The sequence below is a fragment of the Peribacillus sp. Bi96 genome (assembly GCF_918698115.1).
Taxonomy (GTDB): Bacteria; Bacillota; Bacilli; order Bacillales; family DSM-1321; genus Peribacillus.
The window spans coordinates 12,667-37,375 of record NZ_CAKKLV010000025.1; the positions used below are offsets into that span (position 1 = coordinate 12,667).

Annotated in this window: 23 protein-coding genes and 4 tRNA genes; 26 read left to right on the top strand and 1 reads right to left on the bottom strand. The window is 40.0% G+C overall.

Features of this window, described 5'->3' with window-relative positions; genetic code table 11:
* The first annotated feature begins 43 nt into the window (after positions 1-43).
* The 9 genes from spoIIIJ to LQ203_RS22620 all read left to right on the top strand — a co-directional run bounded on the left by spoIIIJ (position 44) and on the right by LQ203_RS22620 (position 9,750).
* Positions 44-832: a YidC family membrane integrase SpoIIIJ gene (spoIIIJ, locus tag LQ203_RS22580; protein ID WP_230161580.1), complete on the top strand. Its 789-nt coding sequence runs from the start codon at positions 44-46 to the stop codon at positions 830-832.
* Positions 829-1,449 (top strand): RNA-binding cell elongation regulator Jag/EloR, encoded by a 621-nt coding sequence (gene jag, locus LQ203_RS22585; RefSeq protein ID WP_230161582.1) that lies wholly within the window; start codon positions 829-831, stop codon positions 1,447-1,449. The genes spoIIIJ and jag overlap by 4 nt, the downstream gene beginning before the upstream one ends.
* 345 nt (positions 1,450-1,794) lie before the next feature.
* Complete coding sequence (gene mnmE, locus LQ203_RS22590; protein WP_230161584.1) at positions 1,795-3,180, top strand: tRNA uridine-5-carboxymethylaminomethyl(34) synthesis GTPase MnmE; 1,386 nt, start codon at positions 1,795-1,797, stop codon at positions 3,178-3,180.
* Between the two features lie 21 nt (positions 3,181-3,201).
* Positions 3,202-5,088 (top strand): tRNA uridine-5-carboxymethylaminomethyl(34) synthesis enzyme MnmG, encoded by a 1,887-nt coding sequence (gene mnmG, locus LQ203_RS22595; RefSeq protein ID WP_230161586.1) that lies wholly within the window; start codon positions 3,202-3,204, stop codon positions 5,086-5,088.
* Positions 5,089-5,118: 30 nt separating this feature from the next.
* Positions 5,119-5,835: a 16S rRNA (guanine(527)-N(7))-methyltransferase RsmG gene (rsmG, locus tag LQ203_RS22600; protein WP_230161588.1), complete on the top strand. Its 717-nt coding sequence runs from the start codon at positions 5,119-5,121 to the stop codon at positions 5,833-5,835.
* Between the two features lie 408 nt (positions 5,836-6,243).
* Complete coding sequence (noc, locus tag LQ203_RS22605) at positions 6,244-7,104, top strand: nucleoid occlusion protein (protein ID WP_230161590.1); 861 nt, start codon at positions 6,244-6,246, stop codon at positions 7,102-7,104.
* Positions 7,105-7,368: 264 nt separating this feature from the next.
* On the top strand, positions 7,369-8,130 hold the full coding sequence (locus tag LQ203_RS22610; protein WP_230161592.1) for an AAA family ATPase: 762 nt from the start codon (positions 7,369-7,371) through the stop codon (positions 8,128-8,130).
* On the top strand, positions 8,123-8,983 hold the full coding sequence (locus LQ203_RS22615) for a ParB/RepB/Spo0J family partition protein (protein ID WP_230161594.1): 861 nt from the start codon (positions 8,123-8,125) through the stop codon (positions 8,981-8,983). The genes LQ203_RS22610 and LQ203_RS22615 overlap by 8 nt, the downstream gene beginning before the upstream one ends.
* Positions 8,984-9,048: 65 nt before the next feature.
* A complete protein-coding gene (locus tag LQ203_RS22620; protein ID WP_230161596.1) occupies positions 9,049-9,750 on the top strand; it encodes a DUF554 domain-containing protein in 702 nt (233 codons plus the stop codon).
* Between the two features lie 56 nt (positions 9,751-9,806).
* Here the strand turns inward: LQ203_RS22620 and yyaC are convergent, their stop codons facing one another.
* The gene (gene yyaC / locus LQ203_RS22625; RefSeq protein ID WP_230161598.1) at positions 9,807-10,439 is read right to left on the bottom strand and encodes a spore protease YyaC; all 633 of its coding nucleotides are present in this window, start codon (positions 10,437-10,439) and stop codon (positions 9,807-9,809) included.
* Positions 10,440-10,833: 394 nt separating this feature from the next.
* Between yyaC and LQ203_RS22630 the strand changes: the two genes are divergently transcribed.
* From LQ203_RS22630 to yycF, 17 genes are all read left to right on the top strand, one after another.
* Complete coding sequence (locus LQ203_RS22630; RefSeq protein WP_230161600.1) at positions 10,834-11,670, top strand: mechanosensitive ion channel family protein; 837 nt, start codon at positions 10,834-10,836, stop codon at positions 11,668-11,670.
* Between the two features lie 20 nt (positions 11,671-11,690).
* Entirely contained in the window at positions 11,691-11,888 is a 198-nt protein-coding gene (locus LQ203_RS22635) for a DUF951 family protein (RefSeq protein WP_230161602.1), read from the top strand.
* A gap of 168 nt (positions 11,889-12,056) precedes the next feature.
* Positions 12,057-13,157 carry a redox-regulated ATPase YchF gene (gene ychF, locus LQ203_RS22640; protein WP_230161604.1) on the top strand — a complete coding sequence of 367 codons (1,101 nt, stop codon included), beginning with the start codon at positions 12,057-12,059 and terminating at the stop codon, positions 13,155-13,157.
* A gap of 190 nt (positions 13,158-13,347) precedes the next feature.
* A complete protein-coding gene (rpsF, locus tag LQ203_RS22645; RefSeq protein WP_034316153.1) occupies positions 13,348-13,632 on the top strand; it encodes a 30S ribosomal protein S6 in 285 nt (94 codons plus the stop codon).
* Between the two features lie 69 nt (positions 13,633-13,701).
* Positions 13,702-14,232, top strand: a complete 531-nt coding sequence (ssb, locus tag LQ203_RS22650) for a single-stranded DNA-binding protein (protein ID WP_230161606.1) — start codon at positions 13,702-13,704, stop codon at positions 14,230-14,232.
* 47 nt (positions 14,233-14,279) lie between these two features.
* Positions 14,280-14,519: a 30S ribosomal protein S18 gene (rpsR, locus tag LQ203_RS22655; protein ID WP_230161608.1), complete on the top strand. Its 240-nt coding sequence runs from the start codon at positions 14,280-14,282 to the stop codon at positions 14,517-14,519.
* 248 nt (positions 14,520-14,767) lie between these two features.
* Complete coding sequence (locus tag LQ203_RS22660; RefSeq protein WP_230161610.1) at positions 14,768-15,715, top strand: YybS family protein; 948 nt, start codon at positions 14,768-14,770, stop codon at positions 15,713-15,715.
* Positions 15,716-15,751: 36 nt separating this feature from the next.
* Positions 15,752-17,722 carry a DHH family phosphoesterase gene (locus LQ203_RS22665; RefSeq protein ID WP_230161612.1) on the top strand — a complete coding sequence of 657 codons (1,971 nt, stop codon included), beginning with the start codon at positions 15,752-15,754 and terminating at the stop codon, positions 17,720-17,722.
* Positions 17,719-18,168: a 50S ribosomal protein L9 gene (gene rplI / locus LQ203_RS22670; RefSeq protein ID WP_230161614.1), complete on the top strand. Its 450-nt coding sequence runs from the start codon at positions 17,719-17,721 to the stop codon at positions 18,166-18,168. Before LQ203_RS22665 ends, rplI begins: the two co-directional genes overlap by 4 nt.
* A 149-nt stretch (positions 18,169-18,317) precedes the next feature.
* The gene (gene dnaB / locus LQ203_RS22675) at positions 18,318-19,682 is read left to right on the top strand and encodes a replicative DNA helicase (protein WP_230161616.1); all 1,365 of its coding nucleotides are present in this window, start codon (positions 18,318-18,320) and stop codon (positions 19,680-19,682) included.
* A gap of 293 nt (positions 19,683-19,975) precedes the next feature.
* Positions 19,976-21,268, top strand: coding sequence for an adenylosuccinate synthase (locus tag LQ203_RS22680; RefSeq protein ID WP_230161618.1), 1,293 nt, complete (start codon positions 19,976-19,978; stop codon positions 21,266-21,268).
* A 259-nt stretch (positions 21,269-21,527) separates the two neighbouring features.
* Positions 21,528-21,603: transfer RNA gene (locus LQ203_RS22685), tRNA-Lys, on the top strand.
* Positions 21,604-21,612: 9 nt separating this feature from the next.
* Positions 21,613-21,684 (top strand) — tRNA-Glu (locus tag LQ203_RS22690).
* Positions 21,685-21,712: 28 nt separating this feature from the next.
* Positions 21,713-21,788, top strand: a tRNA-Asp gene (locus LQ203_RS22695).
* Positions 21,789-21,818: 30 nt separating this feature from the next.
* Positions 21,819-21,891 (top strand) — tRNA-Phe (locus LQ203_RS22700).
* Between the two features lie 410 nt (positions 21,892-22,301).
* On the top strand, positions 22,302-23,717 hold the full coding sequence (locus LQ203_RS22705) for a M23 family metallopeptidase (protein ID WP_230161620.1): 1,416 nt from the start codon (positions 22,302-22,304) through the stop codon (positions 23,715-23,717).
* A 280-nt stretch (positions 23,718-23,997) separates the two neighbouring features.
* Complete coding sequence (gene yycF / locus LQ203_RS22710) at positions 23,998-24,705, top strand: response regulator YycF (protein ID WP_034316131.1); 708 nt, start codon at positions 23,998-24,000, stop codon at positions 24,703-24,705.
* The last annotated feature ends 4 nt before the right edge of the window (positions 24,706-24,709 follow it).

Genomic DNA, 24,709 nt, shown 5'->3' on the forward strand with positions numbered 1-24,709 from the left:
ATTGTTTCAAAAAAGATTGATTGCAGTTAGGAGGAAATTACGGTTGAAAAAACGAATATTACTCATTATTGGACTAGCTTCGATAATGATGCTGTTAGCAGGGTGTACGGAAATTAAAGAACCTATTACTGCGGAAAGTGAAGGTTTTTGGAATTCATACATTGTCTATCCATTATCAGCCTTGATCATTTGGCTTTCTGAAACATTTGGGGCGAACTATGGTTTGGGAATCATCGGTGTTACTTTAATCATTCGCTTAGCATTACTTCCACTTATGGTCAAACAGGTTAAAAGCTCGAAAGCAATGCAGGCCATCCAGCCTGAAATGAAAGAACTTCAAGCAAAATACAGCTCAAAAGATGCTGCCACTCAACAAAAACTACAGCAAGAAACAATGGCTCTATTTTCAAAATATAAAGTGAATCCATTGGCGGGTTGTTTGCCAATATTGGTGCAAATGCCGATTTTAATCGGATTTTACCATGCCATCAGCCGTACGGAGGAAATCTCTTTACATAGTTTTCTTTGGTTTGATTTAGGTTCCCCGGATCCTTATTATATTTTACCGGTTGTTGCTGGTATCACGACTTTTATCCAGCAAAAGATGTCCATGGCTGGAATGAACTCCAATCCACAAATGGCTGCACAAATGACGATGATGCTTTACATCATGCCAGTTATGATTGTTGTTTTTGCTATTAATTTTCCCGCTGCTCTTTCTCTATATTGGGTAGTAGGTAACCTTTTTGGTATCGTTCAAACATATTTCATTAAAGGTCCGGATCTTAGAAAAGCAGCTGCGGAAAACGCGGGAGGGGCAAAGAAAAAGTGAAAAAAGTAACTGCTACAGGACAATCTGTCGAAGAAGCAGTAAATTTAGCTTTAGCTCAACTGAATAGCACTAAAGATCGTGTGGAAATTGAAATTGAAGACGAAGGAAAAAAAGGATTTTTTGGTTTATTTGGTGCAAGGAAGGCAATTGTCCATGTGACATTGCCTGCCGATCCCATTGAAGAGACACTTGAATTTTTGAAAAATGTCAGCAGGGAAATGGGAGTTAATGCAGAAATTGATATCCAACGTAAAGGGAAGAACGTTACATTCCATTTAACGGGTGATAAAATTGCATTATTAATTGGAAAAAGGGGTCAAACACTGAATTCCCTTCAGTATTTAACGCAGTTGGTTGCAAATCGCTATTCGAAGCAGTTTTTAAATATTACAGTAGATGCAGAAGATTATCGAAATCGACGCAATGATACGTTAATCCAATTGGCTGAAAGAATGGCAAATAAAGCCATAAAAACAGGTAAAGCAATTTCACTGGAGCCCATGCCATCCTATGAACGTAAGGTCATCCATAATGCGCTCCTGCATTATCCAAAAATTAAAACGACTTCAAATGGAACGGAACCATATCGCCATTTAGTCATTACTCCACTCAAATGAACCTTCTGCTATAAAGCAGGGGTTCTTTTTTTAATGTCAGGATACCATTGTTTGTCGAATATTAATTTATTAATGATTATTTCAACAAAAACTGACATATGTCTTATTAATATTCTCATGATCAATAAGATGGGTGAAAGAGCAACGGTCCATATTTGTTATTCACATGTGGATAAGTTAAAATGAATACTACAGAATATGGAATTCATGCATGTGGATAACCCTTTAAAGGAAGGAGTATCTACTTTTTTTCATGAATATACTGTGGTATTGTAGTTATTTAGGGATTCAACGATTTTTATTATCAGAAAAAAATAGAAACATCAATATATAAGAGGTGAAAGCATGGAATTCGATACAATCACCGCTATCTCTACGCCCTTAGGGGAAGGGGCAATCGCCATCGTTAGAATCAGCGGTGATGAGGCCATAGAAATAGCCGATAGGATCTTTAAAGGACCAGGAAGAAAAGGATTGCTTGAAGTGAACTCACATACGATTCATTATGGCCACCTTATCCAGCCTAAAACAGGTGAAATCATTGAGGAAGTCATGGTTTCGGTCATGAAAGGTCCAAAGACATTTACAAGAGAAGATGTAGTTGAAATAAATTGTCACGGTGGAATCGTTTCCGTCAATCGGGTATTACAACTTATTCTCTCACAAGGAGCTCGTTTAGCAGAACCTGGTGAATTTACGAAACGAGCTTTTTTGAATGGAAGGATCGATCTTTCTCAAGCAGAGGCCGTTATGGATTTAATCAGGGCTAAAACGGATAAAGCCATGAATGTCGCATTAGGTCAAATGGAGGGCCGGCTTTCGAAATTAATCCAAAACCTGCGTCAAGAAATTTTACAGACCCTCGCTCAAGTCGAGGTAAACATAGATTATCCGGAATATGATGATGTCGAAGAAATGACGCATCGTTTATTTTTGGAAAAAGGCAGTTATGTGAAGACTGAAATAGAGAAACTGCTTCACACAGCCCAGCAAGGGAAAATCCTGCGGGATGGACTGGCAACGGTTATCATAGGACGCCCGAATGTCGGGAAGTCTTCTTTACTAAACAGCTTAGTCCATGAAAATAAAGCGATTGTAACTGACATTCCTGGTACAACACGTGACGTAATTGAGGAGTATGTCAATGTTCGCGGTGTACCGCTTAAGCTTGTCGATACAGCTGGAATTAGAGAAACGGAAGATATCGTTGAACGAATTGGAGTTGAACGGTCTCGTGCGGTATTGAAAGAGGCTGATCTAATATTACTGGTATTGAACTATTCAGATGATTTTACCGCTGAAGATGAGAAACTATTCCAAGCTGTCGAGGGAATGGATGTTATCGTTATTATCAATAAAACCGATCTTCCACAGAAAATTGATTTGGCTAAGGTTAAAGAAAATTCAACATCCCATAAAGTTGTTTCCACTTCATTGCTTGAGGATAAAGGGGTCGATGAATTGGAAAAGGCCATCGCTTCTTTATTTTTTGAAGGTTCTTTAGAAACGGGAGACTTGACCTATGTGTCCAATGCCAGGCATATAGCCTTGCTAGGACAGGCATTACAGTCAATTTCAGATGCAGTTGAAGCGATTGAAATGGGTACACCAATTGATTTGGTTCAAATTGATTTCACGAAAGCATGGGAGCTCCTTGGAGAAATCATTGGTGAAAGCGTACAGGATAATTTAATCAACCAATTGTTCTCACAATTTTGTTTAGGAAAATAATTGTAAAAGGAGGAAAAGAACATGCAATACGAAGCAGGTAGCTATGATGTCATTGTAATTGGTGCTGGACATGCTGGTAGTGAAGCAGGCCTTGCAGCTGCAAGAGTTGGGGCTAAAACGATGATGATCACCATTAACTTGGATATGGTCGCCTTTATGCCTTGTAATCCGTCCGTTGGCGGGCCGGCAAAAGGTATAGTCGTTAGGGAAATCGACGCTTTAGGCGGTGAAATGGGGAAAAACATCGACAAGACCCATATTCAAATGAGGATGTTGAATACTGCCAAAGGCCCGGCTGTTCGTGCATTGCGTGCGCAGGCAGATAAATTTCTCTATCAACAAGAAATGAAAAAGACGATAGAAGACCAAGAAAATTTGACATTGATTCAAGGGATGGTAGAGGAATTAATTGTAGAAAATGATGTTTGTACCGGTGTCATTACTAAAACAGGCGCAGTATATCGTGCGAAAACTGTCGTAATCACGACGGGTACCTATTTACGTGGTGAAATCATTTTAGGGGAACTAAAATATTCAAGCGGTCCAAATAATCAGCAGCCTTCCATCAGGCTTTCTGAACACTTGGAGCAATTAGGGTTCGATTTGGTTCGTTTTAAAACAGGAACACCACCACGTGTCAATAGTTCATCCATAGATTACAGCAAAACGGAAATTCAGCCTGGTGATGAAGTACCACGTGCTTTTTCTTATGAAACCACTAAGTTCATCACTGATCAATTACCATGCTGGCTAACGTACACAAATGAGGGTACACACCAGCTCATTGATGATAATCTGCACCGCTCACCGATGTATTCCGGAATGATAAAGGGAACTGGACCTCGTTATTGTCCATCAATAGAAGATAAGGTCGTCCGTTTCAATGATAAACCACGCCATCAAATTTTCCTTGAACCTGAGGGTCGCAATACAAAGGAAGTTTATGTACAAGGGCTGTCTACAAGTCTGCCAGAAGATGTACAAGTAAAAATCCTTCAAACGATCCCAGGTCTCGAGAAGGCGGAAATGATGCGTGCCGGATATGCAATTGAATATGATGCAATCGTTCCTACACAGCTATGGCCTACTCTAGAAACGAAAAAAATCAAAAATTTGTATACAGCAGGCCAAATTAACGGGACGTCCGGCTATGAAGAAGCTGCAGGACAAGGGCTGATGGCCGGCATTAATGCAGGATTGAATGCGATAGGTAAAGAAGAACTGATTTTAAGCCGTTCGGATGCCTATATTGGTGTACTCATTGATGACCTTGTAACCAAAGGTACGAATGAACCTTACCGATTGCTGACATCACGTGCAGAATATCGTTTATTATTGCGTCACGATAATGCCGATTTAAGGTTAACGGAAATTGGTTTCAATATTGGAATGATCAAGGAAGAACGCTATAACCGTTTCCTTTTGAAAAAAGAAGCGGTTGAAATGGAAAAAGGGCGCCTGAAATCAAATTTCATCAAACCAACTAAAGAGGTTCAAGAAGTCATTACTGCAAGTGGTGGCAGTGAGTTGAAGGATGGAATCCGTGCGTCTGATTTATTGAAACGACCTGAAATGGATTATTCCCATATTCAGAGGTTGGCTCCAAGTGATGTCGAACTGAGCGGTGAAGTGACGGAACAAGTCGAAATCCAGATCAAGTATGAAGGATATATTGAAAAATCCTTGCAACAAGTCGATCGTCTGAAAAAAATGGAGAATAAAAAGATTCCAGAGAATATAGATTATGATGCAATTTCTGGTCTAGCAACGGAAGCACGTCAAAAATTAAAGTTGGTCCACCCGCTTTCAGTAGCTCAGGCTTCAAGAATTTCCGGTGTGAATCCAGCTGATGTTTCCATTTTGCTTGTTTATTTGGAACAAGGTAAGATAGCCCGAGTATCTCAGTAATGGAAATACCCGAAAAGGATTGAAGAAAACATGAATATAGAACAGTTCCAACAAGCACTGCAGGAGAAGGGAATTGAGCTTTCTCCTCACCAGCTTGATCAGTTTGACACATATTATCGTTTATTGGTGGAATGGAACGAAAAGATGAACTTGACCGCCATTACTAATAAAGAAGAAGTTTATCTAAAGCATTTTTATGATTCAATCAGTGCTGCCTTTTATTTCGATTTTAACAAATCTTATCGGATTTGCGATGTTGGGGCTGGCGCTGGGTTTCCGAGTATTCCATTGAAGATTTGTTTCCCTGATATCCACGTATCGATTGTGGATTCGTTGAATAAGCGAATCTCTTTTTTGAATCACCTTGCTGATTCATTGCAATTAAAGGGTGTTTCCTTCTATCATGACCGGGCGGAAACCTTCGCGCAAAAACCGGAGCATCGCGAATCCTATGATATTGTCATGGCAAGGGCGGTAGCTAGGATGTCCGTTTTAAGTGAACTATGTTTGCCGCTTGTTAAACCGGATGGGACGTTCATTGCCATGAAAGCGGCTAGTGCACAGGATGAAATGGACACAGGGAAGAAAGCCATTTTTACGTTAGGCGGAAAAATCGAAGAAATTCATCCCTTCACATTGCCAGAGGAAAATAGTGAAAGAAACATCATTACCGTTAAAAAAGTGAAGAAAACGCCTAAAAAATACCCAAGAAAACCAGGGACACCGAATAAACAGCCTATTGAATGACCTATATACTACTTCGATGTTTCCATATTGGACGTAGATGATTCATATATTTGGCTGGTACTTGTCCTAATTTTCTTTTACTATAAAGGTATGACTTTATTCATTAATCATATTAAGCAAACATGAAGGCAATTTTTCAGGTGCAATATCAATCGTGTGCCAGGTTTTCAAAGCAGGGCTAGAAGGTCGGCGATTTTTCTTTTTGTTTTCAGGGAAATAATCTTGGGCAAGCCGGCTGAGATATGTAATTACTGGCCGTCTCATCCTCATTATTGCCTTGATGACGCCAGTCGACATGTTTTTTACAGTGAAGGACCATTTGTATAACCATGTCGGGAAATGTATGCAGGACTTGTCCTTTAAATAGAGAATATGTTATTTGGGAGTTTTAAAAGGTGGTGTAGGAAGATGAAGCATCCTTTTTCGCGGTTCTTTGGGTTTGGCGAAAAAGAAGAACAGCAACTAGAGATGGAGACACCTAGCAATAATAATGAAGAGATTAGAAAAATTTCAATTTCTGATATTGTGCCTAATCGATTTCAACCAAGGACCGTTTTTAATGACGATAAAATTGCGGAATTGGCTCAAACGATTCATACACACGGGATCATTCAGCCAATTGTAGTAAGGGCTTATGGACAGGGAAAATATGAAATCATTGCAGGTGAGCGCCGTTTTCGGGCTATGCAAAAGCTGGGCTGGGAATTGGCACCTGCAATTATTAAAGATTTCACCGATACAGAAACGGCTTCCGTTGCGCTGATAGAAAACCTTCAGCGTGAAGAGCTTACACCGATTGAAGAAGCATTGGCTTACGGTAAACTATTGGAGTTGCATAGTTTAACCCAAGAAGCCTTGGCACAAAGACTGGGAATAGGACAATCTACCGTTGCGAATAAGCTTCGGCTGCTTAAGCTGCCCCAGGAAGTTCAAGATGCACTTCTTCAAAAGCAAATTACGGAACGCCATGCCCGCTCGTTGATACCATTAAAAAGTCCTGAAAAGCAGATTAAACTACTTTCGGAAGTCATCGAAAAAGGGTTAAACGTCAAGCAAACAGAAGAGCAGGTCGTCAAGCTCTTAACGGGTACGGTTCAAAAGCCGAAACCTAAGCGAAAGGCGTTTAGTAAAGATATGAGAATTGCCGTAAATACGATACGTCAATCACTCAGTATGGTTACAGACAATGGAATAAATCTGGATGCAGAGGAAGAAGAATTCGAGGAGTATTATCAATTCACGATTAAAATACCCAAGAAAAAAACTTGATCCTCTATCCTTAGCCCCGCTTGGTAGTCTCCGATTACCAAGCTTTTTTTTATTTTCTAGATAACACTAGCATCTGTTACGTGAAAAGTGGTGCAATTTTTTAGGGATTTTTGTAAGGTTTAGCTAAATTTCAAATATCAGGAGGAATTTAAGAAAACGATTTCTTCCTGTAGCATTCATGATAAAATAGAAAGAAAATAAATGAATTTACAGTAAAATTGATTAAATATAACGTTATGAATATAGTTGAAAGCAGGTGAATTCGTGGGTAAGATTCTCGCCATTGCCAATCAAAAAGGCGGTGTTGGAAAAACGACAACTTCTGTCAGTTTAAGTGCTTGTCTTGCATACATAGGACAGAAAGTCTTAATGGTCGATATTGATCCGCAGGGAAATGCGACAAGCGGTGCAGGTATTGATAAAGCGGATGTGGAACAATGTATTTATGATGTATTGGTCGATGATGTTGAAGCCAGTACCGTTATCTTGGAAACAAAGGTTGAAAACTTATATGTTATACCTGCGACAATTCAACTTGCAGGTGCGGAAATCGAACTGGTACCAACCATTTCAAGGGAAGTCCGATTAAAAAGGGCATTGGAAGAGGTGCAAAGTCGATATGATTACATTGTAATCGACTGTCCTCCATCATTAGGATTGCTTACGCTGAATGCATTAACAGCGGCTGATGCCGTTTTGATCCCTGTACAATGTGAATACTATGCATTGGAGGGCTTGAGTCAATTATTAAATACGGTCCGTCTCGTCCAAAAGCATTTGAACCATGATTTGAAAATTGAAGGTGTGCTATTGACGATGTTGGATGCCAGAACAAATTTAGGTCTCCAGGTTATAGAGGAAGTCAAAAAATACTTTCAGGATAAAGTGTATCAAACCATCATTCCCCGCAATGTCCGATTGAGTGAAGCACCGAGCCATGGAGAACCAATAATTATATATGATCCAAAGTCAAGAGGAGCGGAGGTCTATCTAGAACTGGCAAAGGAAGTGGTATCAAATGGCTAAAGGACTTGGCAAAGGACTTAACGCAATTTTCAACAATGGTGAGATCAGTAAAGATGAAATCGTGCGGGAAATCAAAATAAGGGAATTAAGGCCAAATCCTTATCAGCCCAGAAAAAGCTTCCGACTTGAAGCTATAGAAGAATTAAAGCAATCGATCATGGAACACGGGATATTACAGCCGATTATTGCCCGGAAAAGTATTAAGGGTTTTGAAATCGTGGCTGGAGAGAGGCGTTATCGCGCTGCGAACGAAGCTGGTTTAAAGACAGTTCCGGTTGTGGTAAGGGAATTGAATGAACAGCAAATGATGGAACTGGCTATTTTGGAAAACCTGCAACGGGAAGATTTAAATCCGATTGAGGAAGCGGCAGCTTATCAAACTTTGCTAGAAAAATTGGATTTCACACAAGAACAGTTGGCCAGCCGGTTAGGTAAAAGCCGACCACATATTGCGAACTATGTTCGATTACTCTCTTTGCCTGAAGGGATAAGGAGTTACATCTCTGAAGGCAAAATTTCCATGGGGCATGGCCGTGCATTACTAGGTTTAAAGAAAAAAGAGTTGCTTAATCCAGTAGTGGATAAGATCCTCAAAGAAGGAATGAATGTCAGACAGCTAGAGCGATATATACATCAATTGAATGATACTGTTTCACGTGAAACCAAACCTAAGAAACAAGAGAAAAAAGATATTTTCATAAAGCAACGGGAATCAAGTCTACGTGAAAGACTAGGAACGAGTGTAACGATAAAACAAAGCAAGAAAAAAGGGAAAATAGAAATCGAATTCTTTTCAAAAGAAGATTTAGAGAGAATTTTGGGCTTGATCGATCAAGAGGACCTTTCCTCTTAAATCCCTCTTTATGAAAGAATTGAGGAAAAACAGCAGTGTGTTCTGTAGAAAATTAGGTGGTTGAGATGGTATTATTAGGGACTTTGGTAAATGGTGCCTGTATTTTAATCGGTGCGATTTTGGGAAGGTTTTTACAACATATACCTGAAAAGATAAAAGAAACGGTCATGAGTGGCATTGGTTTAGCCGTTATAGTCTTAGGCTTGCAGATGGGATTTAAAAGTGATCAGTTCTTAATCGTCATTTTAAGTATGGTTGGAGGGGCCGTCCTTGGGGAATGGATGGATCTTGAGGCGAGGCTTAATTCCTTAGGGAATTGGATTGAGCGGAGGATGAAAGCAAAGGAAGGAACTTCGATATCTCAGGGCTTCGTAACGGCTACGCTCATATTTGGCATCGGAGCCATGGCCATTATCGGTGCCCTGGATAGTGGTATCCGGAATGATCATGATGTTTTGATAACAAAAGCGATCATTGATGGTTTTACAGCACTAGTCCTCGCTAGTACGCTTGGCATCGGTGTACTTTTTTCGGCAGTACCCATCATTCTTTATGAAGGCTTCATAGCGATCTTTTCAAGGCAAATCAATACGATGATACCGACTGCATTAATGGATTCCTTCATATTGGAAATGACGGCAACTGGGGGAGTCATGATTTTAGCAATTGGCTTGAATATTATTGGTGTCACCAAAATAAGGGTGGCTAATCTGCTTCCGGGCATAATGATTACAGCCATTCTAGTTACTATTATGTATTATGTATAAAAGAAAGAAGGAAGGGATATTCCCTTCCTTCTTTTTTTTATAATCCGTTTACCCTTTCAAAGGGTTTTTTCCTGCTTGAATGACCAAGTGAAAGGAGTGATGGCAGGATTTGCTGGATAAAGACTTTGTGCTTCGTAAATCCCCTCGGCGATGATTTTGGCCATTTTTAGAACAAGATTAAGACGAGTGTTTTGCAAGACCATGAACTCCATGAACCCACTTACGTTCACGATTCCTGTAATATGGGCATTACCAACGGAAGGAAGATCTTTATTGACCCCAGCACCGGGTTTCACTGGTCCTTGGCCGATTTGAACAATCCCGACGCTTTTCATTTTCCCTAAACAAGCATCAATTCCGATTATAAAGGGATTGGTATGAAGCTTTTTTATCTCATTTAATTTTTCCTGTAAATTCATCGCATGAATAGGGTCATCTAGAGTACCATAAACATGGAATGAAGAAGAGCTGTTTTCAGTTTTTTCACTAAGCAGAGTGCCGACAAGTGGTCCGAGGGAATCGCCTGTAGAACGGTCTGTGCCTATACAGACAATGACGATAGGTTGAAGCTTTCCGGTTGGTAGAAGGTTGATTAATTCCTGGGAAATTTGTTTGGATGCATCCGTATCTTCATGCAGGATGCGACTCATTCTATTTTTATTATTAAATAGACTAGAATTCAGATTCATCGGCTCAACTCCTTTACTTTATTCGGTATTACAGTATACGGATAAAAAGGAAAAAATATACGGCATTTAACGTAATGGATCGGGGAATTTTTTGTAGAGCATGCAAACAGGTGAAAGGGAATGGATTGATGTTTCTACCTCTACCAACTGCTTTCATTTATACATTCTATTAATAGATTATTAGATTATCTGGGAAAAAACTTCTAATTCTTTTACCTATATACCCATATTTTTTTTGTACAGAAACCCTTATTTATTGATAAAATAGATAAAAGTTCTCTTAATGATGGTTATTTCACAGCATGAGGGGTAGAGGAATATCTCTATATGGAATTTCATAGAGAAGAGAAGATATTAAAGTTTTGCAGTATTTTGCAATGGGCAGGAGGAAAAGATGGATCGCATTTATGATGACGTTATTAAAGAGATTTTGGATGAAAAAATATGGCTGCTGGTGGGCGAGGGGATTATTAAAATCTTCCTTGTTCTGTTGTTATCACGTATTATTATTACAATAGGAAAGACCATTTTAAATAAATTTTTCAAAGCTCGTTTAAGAAGTCCCATACGTGTTTCAGAGCGCAGGGAAACGACACTCATTAAGTTGCTTGAAAATATCATTACCTATGTTATCAATTTCATCGCATTGATGATGATTTTGGAAATTTTCGGACTTCACGTAATGCCATTACTTGCTGGTGCGGGTGTAATCGGTTTGGCCATTGGGTTTGGAGCTCAAAGTTTGGTCAAGGATATAATCACAGGATTTTTCGTGATTTTTGAAGACCAATTCTCGGTTGGAGATTATATTAAAATCAATAGTTTTGAAGGGGAAGTCATTGAGATTGGGCTTCGTACAACGAAGATCAAAACCAGTGCAGGGGAATTGCACTTCATACCTAATGGCAGCATCATTCAAGTTACGAATTACTCCATTTTGAACAGTAAGGCTGTTGTTGATGTGACGATACCTAATGATGGATCTGTGGAGCTTGCCGAAAAGTTGCTGATTGATCGTTTAAACAGTATGGAAGGCAAATATGAAGCCTTAGTTAATGCACCTGAATTTTTGGGTATCGAAACAATAAGTCCTGAAGAAATCGTCCTGCGGATTACAGCGGAGACAAAGCCTATGCGCCATGTCGAAATCAGTAGGATATTGAGGAAAGAAATAAGTGCTGCTCTTGATTCAAGTGGGATTAAATCCACGTATAATGGCAGCGAGTCGTAGAAATTAGGGGGCTCATGGGTATGGAAGAAAAAGAATTTGCGCTTAAGGATATTGTGGAAATGAAAAAACCACATCCCTGTGGAATAAATAAGTGGAAAATAATTCGACTTGGTATGGATATCCGGATAAAATGTGAAGGCTGCGGTCATAGCGTAATGTTGCCTCGACGTGAATTCGCGAAGAAAATGAAAAAAGTTCTACAAAAGCATGAGGAGTGATCATGCTTTTTTTTTTGGAAAGAAACTAGTTTTGCGATCACAATGATTTACTTGTCTTTTTAGGAAGCGAAATCTATAATTGGGAAAGGTTTAGGTAATTGGATGGTCTGTTTTTGTGGACCAGTCTTTTTCCATATGTACGAATTATCTTGAAGGAGTGAAATATAAATGGCTTTAACAGCTGGTATAGTTGGTTTGCCTAACGTAGGTAAATCCACTTTATTTAATGCAATAACACAGGCAGGTGCGGAATCTGCCAACTATCCTTTCTGTACGATTGACCCAAACGTCGGGATTGTGGAAGTGCCAGATCATCGTTTACAAAAATTGACTGAATTGGTTCAACCAAAAAAGACGGTACCGACAGCATTTGAATTCACGGATATCGCCGGGATTGTAAAAGGAGCGAGCAAAGGAGAAGGATTGGGTAATAAATTCCTTTCCCATATCCGTCAAGTGGATGCAATTTGCCAAGTCGTTCGTTGTTTCGCTGACGACAACATTACTCATGTTTCTGGAAAGGTAAATCCAATCGATGATATTGAAGTCATCAACCTTGAATTGATTCTTGCCGATTTGGAGTCCGTTGACAAACGCATCGACCGTGTCGGAAAAATGGCCAAGCAAAAAGATAAAGGCGCAGTGGCTGAACATGAAATTCTTGTAGCTTTGAAAGAAGCATTGGAAAATGAAAAACCAGCTCGTTCAGTTGAATTTACTGAAGAACAGCAAAAAATCGTGAAGGGCATGCATTTGCTTACAGCGAAGCCGACGCTTTATGTGGCAAATGTGAGCGAAGAAGAAGTGGCTAATGCCGACGATAATGAATATGTTCAACAAGTTCGTGACTATGCTGCGAAGGAAAATGCAGAAGTGATCGTAATTTGTGCCAAAATCGAAGAAGAGATTGCAGAGCTTGAAGGTGAAGAAAAAGAAATGTTCCTTTCTGAACTTGGCATCGAGGAGTCAGGTCTTGACCAATTGATTCGTGCTTCATATAATCTGCTTGGATTGGCAACATACTTTACAGCTGGGGTACAGGAAGTGCGCGCTTGGACATTCAGAAAAGGTATGAAAGCCCCTCAATGTGCAGGCGTCATTCACACGGATTTCGAACGTGGTTTCATCCGTGCCGAAACGGTTTCTTATACCGATTTGCTTGAAGCGGGTAGTCATAGTGCTGCAAAAGAAGCAGGAAAAGTTCGCTTGGAAGGAAAAGAATACATCGTTAACGATGGCGATGTAATTCATTTCCGTTTTAACGTTTAAGATGTAAAGACCCTACAGTTCATTTGTAGGGTTTTTTGATTCTTTAATCACTAGATTTCAATTATTTGTAATAAGTCAAACCGTTCGTTGCAAAGCCTCATTAACTATGCTATAATTTTATCTTGTGAGTAATTATAAATAATTGCTCCTTGCCCAATTGGGCCGCTTAGACCAAAAGGAGGTGACAGTGATGAGAAAATACGAAATTATGTATATCATCCGTCCAAACATTGAGGAAGAAGCTAAAAAAGCTTTAGTTGAACGTTTCAACACAATCCTTTCTGATAATGGTGCGGAAGTAGAAGCAAAAGAATGGGGTAAACGCCGTCTAGCATATGAAATCAATGATTTCCGTGATGGTTACTACATGCTTCTTAAAGTTAACGCTGAAAGTGCTGCGATTCAAGAATTCGATCGTCTTGCTAAAATCAGTGAAGACATTATTCGCCATATGGCTACTAGAGAAGAAGTATAATCCGATATTTAATATAAATTCTAATCTTGTTTCACATGAAACAAGCTTGAAACTTAGGGGTTGATTCTGATGATGAATCGCGTAGTTTTGGTAGGACGCTTAACTAAAGATCCTGAATTACGATATACACCTAATGGAGTCCCCGTAGCTACCTTTACTTTAGCTGTTAACCGTGGTTTTACGAATCAGCAGGGTGAACGTGAAGCGGATTTCATTAACTGTGTAGTTTGGCGTAAACCGGCAGAAAATGTAGCTAACTTCTTGAAAAAGGGCAGTTTAGCTGGCGTGGATGGACGTGTCCAAACACGTAATTATGAAGGACAAGACGGCAAACGCGTATATGTGACGGAGATTCTGGCTGAGAGCGTTCAATTCCTTGAACCACGAAGCAGTTCAGCGGGTGAAAGAAATGAAGGCGGTTCTTACGGTGGGGGTCAAAAAAGTTATAGCAACAATAATAACGGAAATGACAACAATTCGTATGGACAAAATCCTAATCAGAATCAACGGAGCAACAACAACTACACTCGTGTAGATGATGATCCATTTGCAAATGACGGCAAGACAATCGACATTTCAGATGACGATCTTCCGTTTTAAACAGCCGTTTAAAATGAAAATTTAAAAAGCAGGGAGGGAAATTTATTATGGCAATGGGTGGACGTAAAGGACGCGGTAAGCGTAAAAAGGTTTGTTATTTCACATCTAACGGAATCACTAAAATTGATTACAAAGATGTAGATCTTCTTAAAAAATTCGTCTCAGAACGCGGTAAAATTTTACCACGTCGTGTAACTGGTACAAGCGCTAAATATCAACGTAGATTAACGATTGCTATTAAACGCTCACGTACTATGGCATTACTACCATATGTATCTGGTGAATAATAAATTGGCACATTGAGGAGTTATCCTTTATGTGCCTTTTTTATTAGATATGTTCTTGTTCCTGAAATCCGCAAAAATGCGGTTTTTTTTTATAAAGAATATTCCTTGTTAAAAGGAGATTTTTCATCGAAAAAATAATCATATTTTGAAAAAAGATTGTGATGTTTGAAATATCCTAGCCGTAACGGATACAATATAAAGATGAAGATAAGACATTCATATTAATAACAGGGGGGTGAAAAAAATAGATGAATAGCGGGAGACGAATTGCGGAGGGCGGAGCCCTTTTGGCACTATATTGCATTTTATTGTTCATCACCATTCATGTCCCGATAGTGGGTATCATCACTCTTTTCTTTTTACCCATTCCTTTCATTCTGGTCACAATCAAACAAAAGTTATCGTGGAGCCTTGGTTACCTATTTATTGCATCGCTATTGACGATCCTCATCGCGACGATATTGTCTGTTCCCTTGACCTTACTTATGGGAGCAACGGGTATTGCGATCGGCTATTTTTTGAAAAAAGACAAACCGATGGCACCTATGTTCATAGGCGCAGTCCTTGTCTTTCTTGGAGGCACTTTAGTAATATATGCAGCTTCAGTATTAATAACGGATGTTAATTACATAGAAGAATCGATGGTCATGGTCAAGGAGTCTTTTGATCATTCAGTGGGCATCATGGAATCTTTTGGACAGGAACCGACAGAACAAGTCAAAAAGCGTTTGTATGAATCGATCGATATGTTGAACACGCTAATGCCAAGTTTATTTGTGCTGATGTCCGTCATCATGGTGTTATTGATTTTCTTGGCTGCGCACCCCATTTTGAAGAGGTTCAGTGAAAAGACGTTAAAATGGCCTCATTTTCGAGATCTTCGACTCCCGAAAAGCCTTTTATGGTATTATTTAATTACGATGCTTCTTGCCCTATTTGTGAATACGGATAAGAACAGTTTTGTATATATGGCCATAACGAACCTATTTTTCATTCTGCAGTTCTTCATATTATTACAAGGATATTCTCTGATTTTTTATTTCGCTCATGTGAAGTCATGGGCTAAGGCCATACCTGTTTCAATCTTGGTTGTTTCCTTGCTGCTGCCGCTTCCGATTATCACTACGGTCATACGATTTTTAGGTATTATAGATTTAGGCTTTCCTTTTAGGGAGAAAATCAAGAAGAGGGATTAGCCTTTTGTAAAACAGATGCTTTTAGGAGCTGAAACTATGCCATCTTATTTGAAAGAATACTCGATTAAGTCCCCTTTGTATGGGATGCTGGCCGCCGGCGTGTTACTTTTGGGCGTGCTGGCTTATTATAATTGGGTTATTGCACTTATTGGACTGCTGATTCTTGCTGGTTTATTTTATTTAACATTAAGAATGGAAGAAAAAAAACAACGTAAGACAGAAGAGTATATAACGACTTTATCCTACCGTTTAAAGAAGGTTGGCGAGGAAGCGTTATTGGAGATGCCAATTGGGATCATGCTCTTTAATGAAGATTATTACATTGAATGGACCAATCCATTCCTGGCTTCATGTTTTAGTGAAGATTCCTTGGCGGGAAGATCGCTTTACGATGTCGCAGACTCGATTGTTCCGTTAATTAAGCAAGAGATTGAGACAGAGACACTTACGCTTCATGATAGGAAATTCAAAGTGGTCCATAAGCGAGAGGAAAGACTCCTTTACTTTTTCGATGTGACGGAGCAAGTGGAAATTGAGAAGTTATATGAAGATGAGCGGACGGCAATTGCAATCATTCTCCTTGATAATTATGATGATTTGACACAAGGGATGGATGATCAGCGTAAGAGCAGCATTAATAGCCTGGTTACCTCACTTCTTGATAAATGGGCAAGAGATAATGGTGTATTCTTTAAACGGGTTTCGTCGGAACGATTCATTGCGGTATTTAATGAACACATCCTTCATCAACTTGAGAAGGGGAAATTCTCGATTTTGGATGAAATCAGGGAAACGGCGGCCAAGCAAAATGTACCGTTGACTTTGAGCATTGGAGTTGGCTCGGCCGTATCGTCCTTACCAGAATTGGGGACGCTTGCACAGTCAAGCCTGGATCTAGCTTTGGGACGGGGCGGTGATCAGGTAGCCATAAAGCAAGCGAATGGAAAAGTGAAATTCTATGGCGGTAAAACCAATCCTATGGAAAAACGCACGAGGGTACGTGCACGTGTGATTTCCCATGCATTGAAGGATATAGTCCTTGATAGCGATAAAGTCATTGTCATGGGCCATAAAAACCCGGATATGGATGCAATCGGTTCGGCAATTGGCATCTTGAAAGTTGCCCAAATGAATGAACGGGAAGGCTATATTGTCATTAACACCCAGCAGCTTGATAGCAGTGTCCTTCGGTTAATGGAGGAAATCAAGAATAAAGAAGAACTGCATGCCCGGTTTATAACACCTGATGATGCATTTGAAATGATTACGGATGAGACCTTGCTGGTTGTAGTCGATACACATAAACCTTCGATGGTCATTGAAGAGCGGTTATTGAATCGGATCGATAAGGTTGTAGTCATTGACCATCATCGCCGAGGTGAAGAGTTCATCAAAAACTCATTGCTTGTCTATATGGAACCATATGCATCTTCAACAGCAGAACTTGTAACCGAACTGCTTGAATATCAGCCAAAACGCTCAAAAATTGATATGCTGGAAGCTACCTCGCTTCTTGCCGGTATCATAGTTGATACGAAAAGCTTCACATTAAGAACGGGTTCACGTACTTTTGATGCAGCCTCTTACTTAAGGGCACATGGAGCGGATACGGTACTTGTCCAGAAATTCTTAAAAGAAGACGTGGACACTTATATTAAACGATCGAAGCTCATTGAAGAAGTTATCTTTTATAAAAAGGGAATTGCCATTGCCTCGGCAAAAACCGATCAGATCCACAATCAGGTGCTCATTGCTCAGGCTGCAGACACGCTTTTGACCATGGATGGCGTTGTTGCTTCATTCGTAATGGCTAAGCGATCGGATGATACAGTAGGCATAAGTGCGCGTTCTCTCGGCGATATCAATGTACAGGTGATCATGGAAATGTTGAATGGAGGCGGACATTTAACAAATGCCGCTACACAGCAAGTATGTTCCATTGGTGAAGCTGAAAGTCGATTAAAAGCAGCGATAGATGAATATTTAGAAGGGGGACAAAAAGAATGAGAGTAATATTTCTTAAAGACGTTAAAGGTAAAGGAAAAAAAGGGGAAGTTAAAAATGTTGCAGATGGATATGCACATAATTTCCTGATTAAACAAGGATTGGCCGTTGAAGCAAATAATACAAATGTAAAAACGTTGGAAGCTCAGAAAAATAAAGAACAATCACTTGCTGCAGAAGAACTGCAACATGCAGAAGAATTGAAAGTGCAATTGGAGAAATTAACAGTTGAACTATCTGCTAAAGCCGGTGAGGGCGGGCGTTTATTTGGTTCCATCACGACTAAACAAATTGCATCAGAGCTTCAGAAAAAACATGATATCAAGATTGATAAACGGAAAATGGAGCTTGCTGACGGTATCCGTTCTTTAGGGCATACCAAACTGCCTGTCAAGCTTCATCCTGAAGTCACTGCGGCACTGACTGTGCATGTGAAAGAAATTAACTAATTTTAGTTGTTTCATATCTGTGAAAAATTGATAAAATAGAGATAGACGAAAAATGTGATTGGGCATGTTGTCCTTTCACTTTTTTCTTTTTAACTAGAAACTTATTAATAAGCAAAAAGGTATCCTCTTAGAATGGGAGGTTTTAAGATATGATAGAACAATTTCAGGATAGGATTCCCCCTCAAAATATAGAAGCGGAACAAGCCGTATTAGGTGCCATTTTTCTTGAGCCCTCTTCATTGACTGTTACTTCGGAGGTTTTGATTCCGGAGGATTTTTACAGAAGCTCACATCAGAAAATCTTTAATGTGATGATCAAATTAAATGATGAAGGTAAAGCTGTCGATTTAATTACGGTGACAGAAGAACTGGCTGCCGCAAAGAACCTTGAAGAAGTTGGCGGGGTATCATATTTAAGTGAGTTGGCTGGATCTGTTCCTACCGCGGCCAATGTTGAATATTATGCTCGCATCGTCGAGGAGAAGTCATTGCTTCGTCGTTTGATCAGGACTGCAACCAATATTGCTCAGGAAGGGTATAGCCGCGAGGACGAGGTCGAGGAGCTGCTCGGGGAAGCAGAAAAAACGATCATGGAAGTGGCCCAGCGTAAGAATTCCGGGGCTTTTCAAAATATTAAGGACGTATTGGTCCGGACATACGATAACATAGAGGTTTTAACTACCCGTCAAGGTGATGTCACAGGAATCCCGACCGGATTTGCTGAACTCGATCGAATGACTGCGGGTTTCCAACGTAATGATCTCATCATAGTTGGTGCACGTCCCTCGGTAGGTAAAACCGCTTTTGCGCTGAATATCGCTCAAAACGTTGCGACCAAAACGGAAGAGAATGTAGCGATTTTCAGTCTTGAGATGGGTGCAGAGCAGCTCGTTATGCGTATGCTCTGTGCTGAAGGAAATATTAACGCCCAGAATTTACGGACAGGTTCCTTAACAGATGAGGATTGGCGCAAACTGACGATGGCGATGGGAAGCTTGTCCAATGCCGGCATTTATATAGATGATACGCCAGGAGTGCGGATTGGTGAGATCCGTTCAAAATGCCGCCGTTTGAAACAGGAACATGGCCTTGGCATGATCTTGATCGATTACTTGCAGTTGATTCAAGGCGATGGCCGTTCAGGCGATAATCGTCAGCAAGAGGTTTCCGAGATTTCACGCTCACTCAAAGCGTTGGCTCGTGAACTTGAAGTGCCTGTCATAGCCCTTTCCCAGTTATCCAGGGGAGTGGAGCAACGCCAGGATAAGCGCCCGATGATGTCTGATATCCGGGAATCAGGAAGTATTGAGCAAGATGCTGATATTGTGGCATTCCTATATCGTGATGATTATTATGATAAAGAATCCGAGAATAAAAATATCATTGAAATTATTATTGCGAAACAGCGTAATGGTCCTGTAGGAACAGTTTCGCTTGCATTCGTAAAAGAATACAATAAATTCGTTAACCTGGAACGGCGCTTCGATGATGATTCGATGTCTCCCGGGGCGTAGGGAACAGCCTGCCATTCATGCAATGGCGGGCTGTTCTTATTTTGAAAAAAAGCAACGGACATTGATAATAATATAAGAAACGCAAGGGTAGAATAAAGATTGACAATCCAAATCCAATTTAAAAAACGAAAATAATTCACACCTTTGATATTTACGAACAAATTATTTTTTAAAATGTGTAATGTTCGGATTTTGTATTGACTTCCACTTTGGATTATTGATAAAATAGGTTTGTTTGATAAGAACCGGTTAATAATCGGTATTACGTGAACCTTTGGAGGTGCTTTATTCAGATGTCATCAGTTGTAGTAGTCGGTACACAATGGGGAGACGAAGGTAAAGGTAAAATAACAGATTTTCTATCCCAGAATGCAGAAGCCATTGCTCGTTACCAAGGTGGAAATAATGCAGGGCATACAATAAAATTTAACGGTGTTACCTATAAACTGCATTTAATTCCGTCAGGGATTTTTTATAGTGATAAAATTTGTGTCATTGGAAATGGTATGGTAGTTGATCCAAAAGCTCTTGTTGAGGAGCTGGCTTATTTACATAGTCATGGAGTGAGTACGGATAATCTTCGTATCTCAAACCGTGCACATGTCATTCTTCCTTACCATATCAAATTGGATGAAGTTGAAGAAGATCGTAAAGGCGCTAATAAAATTGGAACGACAAAAAAAGGAATTGGCCCTGCTTATATGGACAAAGCCGCTCGTAACGGAATCCGCATGGCAGATCTTTTAGACCGTGAAATTTTCGAGGAAAAATTGTCTCAAAATCTTGTCGAGAAAAACCGTATGTTTGAACGTTTTTATGAGACGGAAGGTTTCAAAATCGAAGATATCATGGAAGAATACTATGAGTACGGACAACAAGTGCAGAAGTATGTTTGTGATACATCCGTTGTATTAAATGATGCACTTGATGAAGGGAAACGGGTATTATTCGAAGGGGCACAAGGGGTTATGCTTGATATCGATCAAGGAACATACCCATTCGTCACTTCATCTAACCCGGTTGCAGGTGGTGTTACGATCGGTTCTGGTGTAGGTCCTACGAAAATTAACCATGTGGTTGGTGTATGTAAAGCATATACAAGCCGTGTTGGTGATGGTCCTTTCCCTACAGAATTGCATGATGAAGTCGGCAACCAAATCCGTGAAATTGGTCGTGAATATGGGACAACTACAGGCAGACCGCGCCGTGTAGGCTGGTTTGACGCTATTGTCGTTCGCCATGCACGCCGTGTCAGCGGGATTACCGATTTATCATTGAACTCGATTGACGTATTATCAGGTCTTGAAACTGTCAAGATTTGTGTAGCTTATGAATACAAAGGCGAAGTCATTCATGAGGTTCCAGCAACTTTGAAAGCAATCGGCGAATGTAAACCAGTCTATGAAGAGCTTCCAGGCTGGTCAGAAGACATCACAGGGTGCAAATCATTGGATGAGCTTCCAGAGAATGCCCGCCACTATGTAGAGCGCGTATCTCAATTAGTAGGCATTCCTTTGACTACTTTCTCTGTCGGTCCTGACCGTAACCAAACAAATGTCGTGAGAAGCCCTTGGCGTCTAGCGTAATTCATGAAAAAGAAGCTGGCTTTTTTTCTGCCGGCTTCTTCTTTCTTTATTAGGATGCACACATCCTCAAATCAGCCGGAATTACCATATTAATGGTTGGAACAGTATTGGAGAAGGAAAAAGATAAGAAAAAATTAATTTTATTTTAAAAAACTATTGCCTAAACTATATTAATCATGATATTATAAAAAGCGTCGTCACAATAGAACATGTACGACGAAGTAAAGTTTACATCTTGCAAAGTGACATTTCATAGTAAGAGCCATTAGCTCAGTTGGTAGAGCATCTGACTTTTAATCAGAGGGTCGAAGGTTCGAATCCTTCATGGCTCACCATTTTTTTTCGGCCCATTGGTCAAGCGGTTAAGACACCGCCCTTTCACGGCGGTAACACGGGTTCGAATCCCGTATGGGTCACTTTCTTAAAAAATATTATTTCATTACTGGTCCCGTGGTGTAGCGGTTAACATGCCTGCCTGTCACGCAGGAGATCGCGGGTTCGATTCCCGTCGGGACCGCCATTTTATTTTTTTGTTTTGAAATGAATATATGGCTCAGTAGCTCAGTCGGTAGAGCAAAGGACTGAAAATCCTTGTGTCGGCGGTTCGATTCCGTCCTGAGCCATCCTTAGTAAAACGCCTTTCCTTAAGGGCGTTTTTTTTGTTATATATCTAGATGTATTGTAAATGAAATCTTGTTAATGGATTGTTAACGATTTGTAACATTCCAATTCAAACCAATTGGGCATATACATCGCTTCTAACCTTACTGGGCTTACGTCCACCCCCTTTTTCATTTTTTATCCCTCCTACCTTATAAACATATTTACTGGTACTTGTTGACACCATTTATACAGTTCTATTACATTATGAAGTCTATTTCTTGTTTTTTTTCTTATTATGGTAGAGTTATGAGTGGAAAATAATTATAAAAATCAGTCATATACGCGTGGATATTTAAATTGGACTAATAAATCTCAAAATAAAATTTTTTAGTTTCTTAATTGGTGACTGAGCCATTAAGGAGGACAATATATGTTTAGCTCAAAGGGTAAGGGGATCATCCTGTTGATGGTTTCCGTCATTTTATTGCTTGCGGGAAATCGGGCAAGTGCTGCAGAGATACCGGAAACAAAAACCATTCAGCATGTTTATATGAACGACGAGTTCATCGGAAGTGTGACGGATGAAACGGAAATAGAGAAGATTGTAACAGGTAAAGTAGAAAAAGCACAGAAAGATTATCCTGAGTATACATTCGATAGTGAGACCCAGCTGACGTTTATACCTGAAGAGGTATTTGATGAAGAAGTAAAAGACGATCAGGTTGTCAAGGGAATTCAAGATCAGTTGAGTGTAAAGGCAAAGGCATATGAAATCGACATCGATAATCAGAAGGTCGCCTATGTTCCATCAAAGGCTGATGCTGAGGAAGTTTTGAAGAAAATCAACTTATTGTATGTAGATGAAGAGGAATACGCTGAATATGAATCTGCTAAAAAAAGCGAAAATGATGCGGAATCGTTAAAAGAACCAGGAAGCAGAATTGTGGACATCGAGTTTTCAGTTCCGGTTACGTTTAAAGAAACGATGGTCAATCCAGATGAGATCATGGCCGTTGATAAAACCCTTTCCATGATAGAAGAAGGCAAGGAAGAAAAGTCTATCTATGAGGCTGGGGAAGATGAGGATCTTGAAGCAATTGCTGCTGGTCATGATATGGACCTGGATCAGCTGTTGGAGCTAAATCCTGGACAGGATGAGGGTAAAGGTATTAAAGAAGGGGAACGCCTCTATGTGACCCAGCTTATGCCTTATGTGGATGTAATGGTAGAAAGAGAAGTATTGAAAGAAGAGCGGATTCCTTTTGAAAAGAAAGTGAAGGAGGATGACGAACTTCCAAAGGGTGAACTTATTACTGAACAAGCAGGAAATGAAGGAATTCAAGCATTCACCTATACAGTATCTGAAACAAACGGAAAAAAAATCAGTGAAACGATCGTAAAAAAGGAAATTACGGAAAAAGCCAAAACGGAAATCACCAGAAAAGGCACGAAGGTCATTCCTTCGCAGGGGAGCGGTACATATGCATGGCCTGCAGATGGGGGCTATATTTCCAGTAAACAGGGTCAGCGCTGGGGGAAACTTCATAAAGGTATTGATATTGCCCGGCCAGCCACCAGGACCATCACGGCAGCGGATCATGGAATAATTGAAACTGCAGGGAACTCCGGAGGGTATGGAAATAAGATTACGATCAATCATAATAATGGGTATAAGACAATATATGCCCATTTGGATTCAATAAATGTAAAACCGGGACAAAAGATTGAAAAAGGCATGAAAATTGGCATGATGGGTTCAACAGGGCACTCCACCGGAGTCCACCTCCATTTCGAAGTATATAAAAACGGATCTCTTGTAAATCCGCTAAACTATATAAGTCAGTAATCGATGGAAGTCTTCGGAGAATATTCGAAGACTTCTTCTGCTTCCTACATAGATGAGAATAATAGGAAAAAGGTGATTTAATGCCTATAAAATGATAAAGTAGAATAGATACAATTTGCTTTCATTCGGGTGTTCAGCCCCTTTTATTGGGTATATATATAGATATTTGTTGAACGAGGATGCTAGATAAGGTGAATCAGAAGGAAAAGTGAAAAAAAGTCCCGGATAAGGACACGATTTTTAATAGATTCAGGTTAGTTATTAAAAAGGAGATAAGTACATGGATAAGAAAATTCTGGTAGTGGATGATGAAAAGCCAATTGCTGATATTTTACAATTCAATCTTAAAAAAGAAGGCTATGAAGTTTTTTGTGCTTATGATGGCAATGAAGCCCTCAAAATGGTAGAGGAACGGCAACCGGATTTGATTTTACTTGATATCATGCTACCACAGCGCGATGGGATGGAAGTTTGCAGAGAAGTAAGGAAGAAGTATGAAACGCCAATCATCATGTTAACGGCTAAGGATTCAGAGATTGATAAAGTCTTGGGATTAGAGCTTGGAGCGGATGACTATGTGACAAAGCCATTTAGCACCCGGGAAATAATTGCCCGCGTTAAGGCTAATTTAAGACGACAGCAAGCTGTCCCGGTTCCGGATCAAGAAAATGAACCGAAGGAAATTACGATAGGCACGCTCACTATCCATCCGGATGCTTATGTGGTATCCAAGCGAGGCGATACGATTGAATTAACTCATCGTGAATTTGAATTGCTTCATTACTTAGCGAAGCATATTGGTCAGGTCATGACAAGGGAGCATTTATTACAAACCGTGTGGGGCTATGATTACTTTGGTGATGTACGGACGGTCGATGTAACTGTTAGACGTCTTCGCGAGAAGATTGAAGACAATCCAAGCCATCCTGGTTGGATTGTAACTAGAAGAGGGGTCGGTTATTACCTGCGTAACCCTGAACAGGAGTAGTTCC